Origin of the sequence: Aquipuribacter hungaricus (assembly GCF_037860755.1) — a bacterium.
Lineage (GTDB): Bacteria > Actinomycetota > Actinomycetes > Actinomycetales > JBBAYJ01 > Aquipuribacter > Aquipuribacter hungaricus.
Genome location: NZ_JBBEOI010000245.1, coordinates 1 through 5,129, shown reverse-complemented (window position 1 = coordinate 5,129; position 5,129 = coordinate 1). Strand labels below are relative to the sequence as shown.

The window sequence follows — 5,129 nt, the reverse complement described above, 5'->3', positions numbered from 1 at the left end:
GTGTCCGTCGCGGGTGCGGCCGGCGCGGGGGCCGACGGCGCGGCGACGGCCGGCGCGGGGGCGGACGGGGAGGTGTGCGGGTCTGCGGGATCGTACGAGGCGGGGACGGCGTCGGTGTCGCCTGCGGCGCCCGGGTCTCCGGCGCGCTCGTCGTGGCCGCCACCGCGAGGGCTCGCGTGGGAGGCGGCGTCGATCGCGACGGCGGCTGCTCCGTCCGTGGCCCGCGGCGTGCCCGAGGCTGTGGTCTCGGCGGGTGCCGGAGCGTGCGCCGTGCCCTGCGACGTGTCGTGCACGTCGTCGGACCCGCGGCGGGCGTCGGCCGGGTGGGCGGTGTCCGCGGCGCGGGCCTGCAGCGGGACGACAGCGGGCGCACCGGTCGCGGTCTGTCCCGTGACGAGCGCCGACACGACGGCCGCGGCGAGCGCCGCGGTCGACACGGCGGCGGCCGCCCGTCCCCTCCTGGGCCTGGCTGGCCGTGCCGTCCTGCTGGTCCTCGTGGTGCGCACCGTCGTCTCCCCGTCCATGGGTTGCGGGAGCGTCGCCGCTCCCGGGTCGAGGTCTGCATCGGCCTCCGGGCGGCGGCGGTGGACGCCGCGGGCGGCCTACCACCCGATCGGGCAGCCGTCGTGACGCTCCGGCGAGACTCGTTCGCCCGACCGTGGTGAGGTAGGCGCATGACTCGCAGCGACGCCCTCGTCCTGTTCGGCGCGACGGGCGACCTCGCGTTCAAGAAGCTCTTCCCGGCCCTGTACGAGCTGGAGCACAAGGGCCGCCTGGACATGCCGGTCATCGGCGTCGCCCTGAGCGAGGGCGACGACAGCACGCTGCGTGAGCGGGCGCGGGAGTCCCTGGCCGCGCACGTCCGCCACGGCGCAGACCCGGCGACGGTCGACGCGCTGTGCGCCCGGCTGCAGTACGTCAAGGGCGACTACCTGCTCGACACCACCTACGCCGAGCTGTCCAAGCGGCTCGGCGCGGTCGGGGCGCAGGCGCCGGCGCACTACCTGGCGATCCCGCCGTCCCTGTTCCCGTCGGTGGTCTCCGAGCTCGAGGAGCACTCGCTCGCCCACGGCGCCCGGATCATCGTCGAGAAGCCGTTCGGACGGGACCTGGCCAGCGCGCGGGAGCTCAACGCCACCATCGCGCGGGTGTTCGACGAGAGCCAGGTCTTCCGGATCGACCACTTCCTCGGCAAGGAGACGGTCGAGAACCTGCTGACCTTCCGGTTCGCCAACAGCCTGTTCGAGCCGGTGTGGAACCGCGACAAGGTCGCCAGCGTGCAGATCACGATGGCCGAGAGCTTCGGCGTCGCCGGCCGCGGGGCGTTCTACGACTCCGTCGGGGCCGTCCGCGACGTCGTGCAGAACCACCTGCTGCAGATCATGTGCGTGCTGGCGATGGAGCCCCCGGCCGGCGGCGGGGCCGACGCGCTGCGCGACGAGAAGGTCAAGGTGCTCCGCGCCACGCGCGCCGTGACGCCCGACGACGTCGTCCTCGGCCAGTTCGACGGCTACCTCGACGAGCCGGGCGTGGCCAGGGACTCCCAGGTCGAGACCTTCGCGGCGATGCGGCTGGAGATCGACTCCTGGCGCTGGTCCGGCGTCCCGTGGTTCGTCCGCACCGGCAAGCTCATGGCGTCCACCTCGCTCGAGGCGGTCATCGAGCTCAAGCCGACGCCGACCCTGCTGTTCGCCGGCGAGGCGGCGCCCCGGCCGCACCCCAACCTCATCCGGTTCCGCCTCGGCGGCGACGGCGGGGTGTCGGTGTCCATCGAGGGCAAGCGCCCCGGGCGCACCTTCGCGACCAAGCCGATCTCGCTCGACGTCGACTTCGAGACCAGCCTGGGGGAGTCCGACGACGCCTACGAGCGCCTGCTCGACGACATCCTCGACGGGGACCCGCGCCGCTTCGCCCGTCAGGACACGGTCGAGGAGGCGTGGCGCGTGGTCGAGCAGCTGATCGGCGCGAGCATCCCCGTCTACCCGTACAGCCCGGGCACCAACGGCCCCAACGAGGCGGCGCGGCTGCTGTCGGGCGGGCTCCACTGGTACGACCCGGTGGTCAAGGCCGCGCCGGCACCGGTCGAGGACGTGAAGCCGGCGGGCCGCTCGCGCAAGAAGGTCTGATCGCCGGGCTTGACCCTGACGCCGCGTGAGCCCGCACGCTCGGTCCATGAGGAGGACAGCGGTGGTCGAGCGGGCACAGCAGACGTGGACGGTGGGGCCGGCGGCGGAGGCCGTCGGGACGACCGTGCGGGCGCTGCACCACTACGACGCCCTCGGGCTCGTGGTGCCCAGCGGCCGCACGGACGCGGGCTACCGCGTCTACACCGGCGCCGACCTGGACCGGCTGCGGCACGTGCTCGTGCACCGCGAGCTCGGCTTCGCCCTGGACGACGTCGCCGCCCTCCTCGACGGTGACCCCGACGACCGCGCCCGGCTGGTCCGGGAGCAGCTCGCGCGGGTCACCGACCGCATCGACCGCCTGCAGCAGGTGCGGGCGGCGCTGGAGACCGAGATGGAGGCGACGATGAGCGGGACCGAGCTGACCCAGGCCGAGAAGCGCGAGCTGTTCGGCAGCACGTGGGTCGAGAACGAGGAGGAGTACGCGGCGGAGGCCGAGGAGCGGTGGGGGGACACCGACGCGTGGCGTCAGTCCCGCGAGCGCACCTCCCGCTACACCAAGGCCGACTGGGCGGAGGTCGCGGCCGAGGCCGACGGCATCAACGCCCGCTTCGTCGCCCTGCTGCAGGCGGGCGAGCCCGCCGACGGCGACGCCGCCCGTGCGGTCGCGGAGGAGCACCGGCAGCACATCAGCCGCCGCTTCTACGACTGCGGCCCCGAGATGCACGCGGGCATCGGGCGGATGTACGTCGAGGACCCGAGGTTCACGGCGACCTACGAGGCGATGGCCCCGGGGCTCGCGCAGTTCGTCTGCGACGCGTTCCAGGCGAACGCGGCCGGGCGGTCCTGAGGGGCGTCGCGGGGGTCCCGAGCGGCACACGTCCGGGCTGCGAGGGTCCTCAAAGAGCGGCCTGGACCGGAGTCTTGTGCCGGTCCGGTTCCGGTAGGGCCTTACGGGAGCGCGAAGCATGGTTGCGGAGCTCCCGAGCGGCACACGACTGGGCTGCGAGGGTCCTGACGACCGGCTCGGGACCGGAGTCTTGTGCCGGTCGGGTTCGGATGGGGGACTCAGCCGGGGCTCGGGCTGGGTGGGGCGGGGGACGAGCGCTGTCGAGCTGGGCTGGGCCGGGGTATCGGGTACAGCCGCGGACCGGGTGGTGCGGGACCTCGTGACACGCCGCTCCGGGGGCCCTGGCCATGATCGGGTCCGCACCTGCGCCCACAGGTGACCCGGGTGGGTCTCGGCCGTCCCCAGCGGCACACGACTGGCGCGCCTGGGACCTGAGGACCGTCGCAGTCCGGAGTGCTGTGCCGCTGGGGTGCGGGCCGGGGGTGTGCGCGGGCACAGCGGCGGACCGGACAGACCGGGACCGCACGACTCGCCGCCGTCAGGACCCCCACGACCACCGGGTCCGCAGCCGTACCCGCCCCCAGGTCCCGTCGGCCATCAGCCCCCACCCCGTCCGGGGCGTGGACCCCGTGTCCACGCCCCGGACGCGGCCGTACGATCTGGCCATGCCCGTCGACCCGTGGGGGTTCACCAAGACGCCCCGCCAGGACATGCCCAAGCGTCCTGTAGCGCTGCGCCTGCGCGACTTCGACCCCGTGTACGCCCGCCAGCAGGAGGACGTCGTCCGCCAGCAGGCCTCGCGCTGCATGGGCTGCGGCGTCCCGTTCTGCCACCAGGGCTGCCCGCTGGGCAACCTCATCCCGGAGTGGAACGAGCTCGTCCTCGACGCGGACTGGCAGCGCGCCATCGACCGGCTGCACGCGACCAACAACTTCCCCGAGTTCACGGGCTGGCTCTGCCCGGCGCCGTGCGAGGCCGCGTGCGTGCTGGCGATCAGCGACGACCCGGTGAGCATCAAGCAGATCGAGCTGTCGATCATCGACAAGGCGTGGGACTCCGGCTGGGTCGTCCCGCTGCCGCCGGAGCGGATGACCTCGCACACCGCCGCGGTCGTCGGCTCGGGCCCCGCCGGCCTGGCCGCCGCGCAGCAGCTCACCCGGGTCGGCTGGACCGTCGTGGTCTACGAGCGCTCGGACGAGGTTGGCGGGCTGCTGCGCTACGGCATCCCCGACTTCAAGATGCCCAAGCGCGCGATCGACCGGCGCATCGAGCAGATGCGCGCCGAGGGCACCAGGTTCGTCACCGGCGTCGAGGTCGGCTCCGAGGCCATGCCGGTGTCGCGCCTGCGCCGGCAGTTCGACGCCGTCGTCCTCGCCGTCGGCGCGCTCGCCCCCCGCGAGCTCGACGTCCCCGGCCGCGAGCTCGACGGCGTCGTCCAGGCGATGGACTACCTGCCCGAGGCCAACCGCTACGTCGCCGGCAAGGCCCCCGACGTCCCGGTGACCGCGCGCGGCAAGCACGTGGTCGTCATCGGAGGCGGCGACACCGCGGCGGACTGCCTCGGCACGGCCAACCGTCAGGGCGCGGAGTCCGTCACGGTGCTCGACCACAACCCGACGCCGCCCGTCGTCCGCGACGCCGTCTCCAACCCGTGGCCGCAGTGGACCCGCGTGCACCGCAAGGGCCCCGCCCACGAGGAGGGCGTCGTCGAGAGCTGGGCGACCCAGACCGTCTGCTTCGTCGGCGACGACGAGGGCCGGGTCACCCACGTCCGGGTCCGGACCGTCGAGCGCACCTTCGACGAGACCGGCCTGCGCTCGTTCCGCGCGGTCGAGGGCTCCGAGCGCGACCTGCCCGCCGACCTCGTGCTGCTGGCCACCGGCTTCGTCGGGACCGGCGCGGAGGACCTGCTCGGCGAGGCCGGGGTCGGCGTCGCCGGCGAGCGGGGCACCGTCGAGGTCGACGACCGGTGGTCGACCAGCGCCGACGGGGTCTTCTCGTGCGGGGACGCCACCCGCGGCGCCAGCCTCGTCGTGTGGGCGATCGCCGACGGGCGCGCGTGCGCGGCCGCGGTCGACGCCGCCGTGCGCGGCAGCACCCGCCTGCCCGCCCCGGTGGGCCCGCGCGACCGCTCGCTGTGAGGCGCCAAGTCGGAT

At 74.4% G+C, this 5,129-nt stretch carries 3 protein-coding genes and 1 pseudogene; 3 read left to right on the top strand and 1 reads right to left on the bottom strand.

The genetic code is table 11. From position 1 onward, the window contains the following. Window positions 1–437 (bottom strand): annotated as a pseudogene (locus WCS02_RS17235) (hypothetical protein); the annotation flags it as partial. Between the two features lie 237 nt (window positions 438–674). Here WCS02_RS17235 and zwf point away from each other — a divergent pair. The 3 genes from zwf (at window position 675) to WCS02_RS17220 (ending at window position 5,114) form a co-directional block, all read left to right on the top strand. Beyond that, window positions 675–2,126 (top strand): glucose-6-phosphate dehydrogenase, encoded by a 1,452-nt coding sequence (gene zwf, locus WCS02_RS17230; RefSeq protein ID WP_340295476.1) that lies wholly within the window; start codon window positions 675–677, stop codon window positions 2,124–2,126. A 46-nt stretch (window positions 2,127–2,172) separates the two neighbouring features. Next, on the top strand, window positions 2,173–2,973 hold the full coding sequence (locus tag WCS02_RS17225; RefSeq protein ID WP_340295474.1) for a MerR family transcriptional regulator: 801 nt from the start codon (window positions 2,173–2,175) through the stop codon (window positions 2,971–2,973). A gap of 665 nt (window positions 2,974–3,638) precedes the next feature. Beyond that, entirely contained in the window at window positions 3,639–5,114 is a 1,476-nt protein-coding gene (locus WCS02_RS17220) for a glutamate synthase subunit beta (RefSeq protein WP_340295472.1), read from the top strand. Window positions 5,115–5,129 lie beyond the last annotated feature (15 nt).

Coding starts and splice junctions, on each gene's coding strand:
- zwf (WP_340295476.1), top strand. CDS start 675: ATGACTCGCAGCGACGCCCTCGTCCTGTTCGGCGCGACGGGCGACCTC.
- WCS02_RS17225 (WP_340295474.1), top strand. CDS start 2,173: ATGAGGAGGACAGCGGTGGTCGAGCGGGCACAGCAGACGTGGACGGTG.
- WCS02_RS17220 (WP_340295472.1), top strand. CDS start 3,639: ATGCCCGTCGACCCGTGGGGGTTCACCAAGACGCCCCGCCAGGACATG.